This window comes from Cyanothece sp. BG0011, assembly GCF_003013815.1.
Taxonomy (GTDB): domain Bacteria; phylum Cyanobacteriota; class Cyanobacteriia; order Cyanobacteriales; family Microcystaceae; genus Crocosphaera.
Window position 1 is genome coordinate 1 of record NZ_PRLH01000086.1, and the last position, 3,132, is coordinate 3,132.

General features: G+C 33.1%; 4 protein-coding genes and 1 pseudogene. 1 reads left to right on the forward strand and 4 read right to left on the reverse strand.

The annotated features are described in order from the left end of the window. Window positions 1-211 (forward strand): dihydrodipicolinate reductase C-terminal domain-containing protein (locus tag C4E06_RS10655; protein WP_304529250.1); only part of this gene is annotated, 211 nt, incomplete at its 5' end. Here the strand turns inward: C4E06_RS10655 and C4E06_RS10660 are convergent. The 4 genes and pseudogenes from C4E06_RS10660 to C4E06_RS10675 form a co-directional block, all read right to left on the reverse strand. Further along, the gene (locus C4E06_RS10660) at window positions 208-672 is read right to left on the reverse strand and encodes a DUF1499 domain-containing protein (RefSeq protein ID WP_107668038.1); all 465 of its coding nucleotides are present in this window, start codon (window positions 670-672) and stop codon (window positions 208-210) included. The genes C4E06_RS10655 and C4E06_RS10660 overlap by 4 nt on opposite strands. 31 nt (window positions 673-703) lie before the next feature. Continuing rightward, the gene (locus C4E06_RS10665) at window positions 704-1,672 is read right to left on the reverse strand and encodes a fatty acid desaturase (protein ID WP_232826225.1); all 969 of its coding nucleotides are present in this window, start codon (window positions 1,670-1,672) and stop codon (window positions 704-706) included. Between the two features lie 579 nt (window positions 1,673-2,251). Then, the gene (locus C4E06_RS10670) at window positions 2,252-2,683 is read right to left on the reverse strand and encodes a DUF29 domain-containing protein (RefSeq protein WP_107668040.1); all 432 of its coding nucleotides are present in this window, start codon (window positions 2,681-2,683) and stop codon (window positions 2,252-2,254) included. A gap of 104 nt (window positions 2,684-2,787) precedes the next feature. Beyond that, a pseudogene (locus C4E06_RS10675) lies at window positions 2,788-3,132 on the reverse strand (DUF4365 domain-containing protein); the annotation flags it as partial.

A 3,132-nucleotide genomic window follows, 5' to 3' on the forward strand; every position in this document is an offset into this window, starting at 1 on the left:
TGGTGTCGTGGCTGATAATATTCGGGTTCATAGTGTGCGTTTACCGGGATTAATTGCCCATCAAGAAGTAATTTTTGGCGCACAAGGACAGATTTATACCTTACGCCATGATACCAGCGATCGCTCCTGTTATATGGCAGGGGTTTTACTCTCTATTCGTAAAGTGACTCAGTTAAAAAGTTTGGTTTATGGGTTAGAAAAAATCCTCTAAATATTAAGGTCTTTTAAAGCTAATCTAATTTGTTCTAACCGTCTACGATTAACCCCTAAATCAAACTTACTGTTACGGGACGTTGATCTTAATTCAATCATCGATAAGTTTGGAGGAAAATAAAATTCTATGTCATTCATTCCTCCAAAAAACTTTCCCTTTGCTTCTGCTAATATATAGTTATCTTGTGTTTCAACGACGTGAGTTCTGGGAACCACTGTTAAAACTTTTAACAAGATTTCTTTAGCCTGATTTTTATCAATATGGTAAACAATAGGAGCAATATAAGATTGACTGTCTTTCGGCCAACTCGACACACAAGCAACTTCAGACAAACAAGGTAATAAATGATCGTTAATAATGCGATCATTTCCTATTAAATCCCTTCCCTCAGCGATTGAGTTAATCATGAAAAAGCTGATTATTACGACTAAAATAAATGACAAAAAATGACGGATCATAATTCAATTAAGTTGATAATATTCAATACTGTTAACTTTCCCTTTCTGAGAAAAAACCTTTAATCAAAGCAACGTTAAAATTGCCATAACCATCGGTTACATGATTGAGGTGAGGCTGTAATTTTTCATGGACTTTGCCTAAAGCGTGAAAGGGAATAGAAGGACAAAAATGATGTTCCCCATGAAACGGCATATTCCACATCAATATTCTGATAGGTAAAATCGTCAAAGTTGTGCGAGTGTTGGCGAAAGGATTAGCATCTAAAGTACAGTCTGTATGTTCAGCGAGTAAAATAAATCTTAGTAGGGGTTGTCCTACCGCTAACGGTAACAGCCAACCTACGAAAAACCAAGCTTGTTGATAATAGAATGATACTGCGATCGCAGCTAAATAAATCAATAATTGTAGTTGCACAGAGCGTTGAATTTTCCCTTTAGTGGTTTCTCGAATATAAGGAAACCCTTGAAACTGTCCCGTAGCACACAGAAAATGGGTTTGTAGTTTGCCTAACCACCAAGGAATACCACTTAGTATCCAAACATATTCCCAGAGATTTGTCGGGGTTAAATCGGTTAATTCGGGGTCTTTATTTTCAATACGAGTATAACGATGATGCCAAATATGATAAAAACAATAAAAGGTACTATTATAAAATGACAATAATCCTGCAAACCAACCCACTATTTCATTGAGACGATGGTTAGCAAAAGCGGTATAGTGAACACATTCATGAAGGGCTGCAAACATCGATGCTAGACTAAATCCATAAATAATTAAACTAGGAATTTTAATCAAAAGATTGTCTATCCCTAACCAAAGATAACCACTAACAACAATGACGGTTAAATGTAACAATAACTGAAGTAAACCCTTGACGTTAGAGCGTTGATTGAGGTCGGCAAGTTCATCCTTAGAAAAAATAGCTTGAGGCGATAAATAAGCTTTAGACTGCTCTAAGTCCCGATCAAAATTTTGCTCTAAGGTAACGGGGTTTGACATTAGCTCGGACATAGAACGTAATGGGAATAAGGTATTTCTTTCTTTAGCTATGAGGTTAACACAAACCAAAGTTTTCAGTCGTATCCAAAATATCTAATCATCCCTATAGTTGTTTTTGTTCAATGTAATATATTTATTTTGTCAAGGTTAGTTTGCAAAACTTAATATATAGTATTTATGTATTGTCGAAGAAAAATTAATGCTCAAAGGGGAATTTAGAGAAACCAAAATATAAAAAGTCCCTATTTAAAAGGGTTTTAGGAATTTAAGTCTTATTTTTGAATAGAGTATGCCTAATATATTTTAAGATAGCATATTTTGAAAATTTACATAACTTCAAGGTTTCATTTTCAGGCAAATTTTAGGAAAATTGGGAAAACCGATCTTTTTGTAAAGAAATATGAAGGAGAACAACTAATTGATATAAATCATAACTGATACACTATATGATAAGTGTATCTAATCAATAAAGAAGAGAAAGGGGAAAACTAAAATAAGGTTTATTAATAAAATCTATTTAATATGTTATTACGAGGAAACTTAGTAACCTCCTAATAATAATAGACAATGTTATCGGTACTAAGGTAAGTATTCAGGGTCAAGAATTTTATCAATTTTAAAAGGACAATTTTCGGGAAAAGTGTTTAAAGAAAGTTCAGTTTCATCTGCTGCTTGTTTTCTTGCTTCTTGGTAACTTTCATCAAAAATTTCCTCAAAATATCGTTTTAAACTAGGACTATTTTTAAACGCTTTTAAGATGCGTCTTCTATGTTCTCGAATACTTCTGCGCCAACTTCCACTTTGTTTGCTAGGTTGATATTTCCATTTTAGTAAGTGCATTAATAGGACAATTAAGTTACTCTCTAAAGCATTTTTTTCACTTTTTCCCATGTCTTCTATTTCTTCGATTAAATTATGAATATCTAAGTCTGTTAATTTTCCCTCTCTTAATAACTGTGCGGTTTCTTCTAACCATAAATAATAATCTTTATCATATAAAGTTGTATTCATAATAATCTCTAGTTTGAATGAGTATCATTTTCATTTTCTAAGCTAATGCTAAAATTCTAACATGAAGCACTTAAATAAGTAGGGTGGGCATTGCCCACCCTACGTTAGTCGCCATAATATTTACTACTAAATCCTACTGATAATGGTGCGCCTTCATATTGACAGGATACACCTATTTTAAGTTTTCTCTTATGATCGTAATAAGTATGAAAATGAGTTTGTTTGCGAATCAGTTCTAATTCAGATGGGTTAATACTTAATACCCCTAAAATTGTCTCAGAATCAAAGGAACGATTAGGACTCCATGGGGCGGTTTTTTTAACTTCAATATCTACATAACTAATAAAATTTCCTTCTGCTTCTAAAAGCATATTAGCTTCTTCAGAATCAATAATAATATTGCCTATTTTGATTCCGTTTCCCTTTAACTGCTTTTTCTGCGTCAGTAA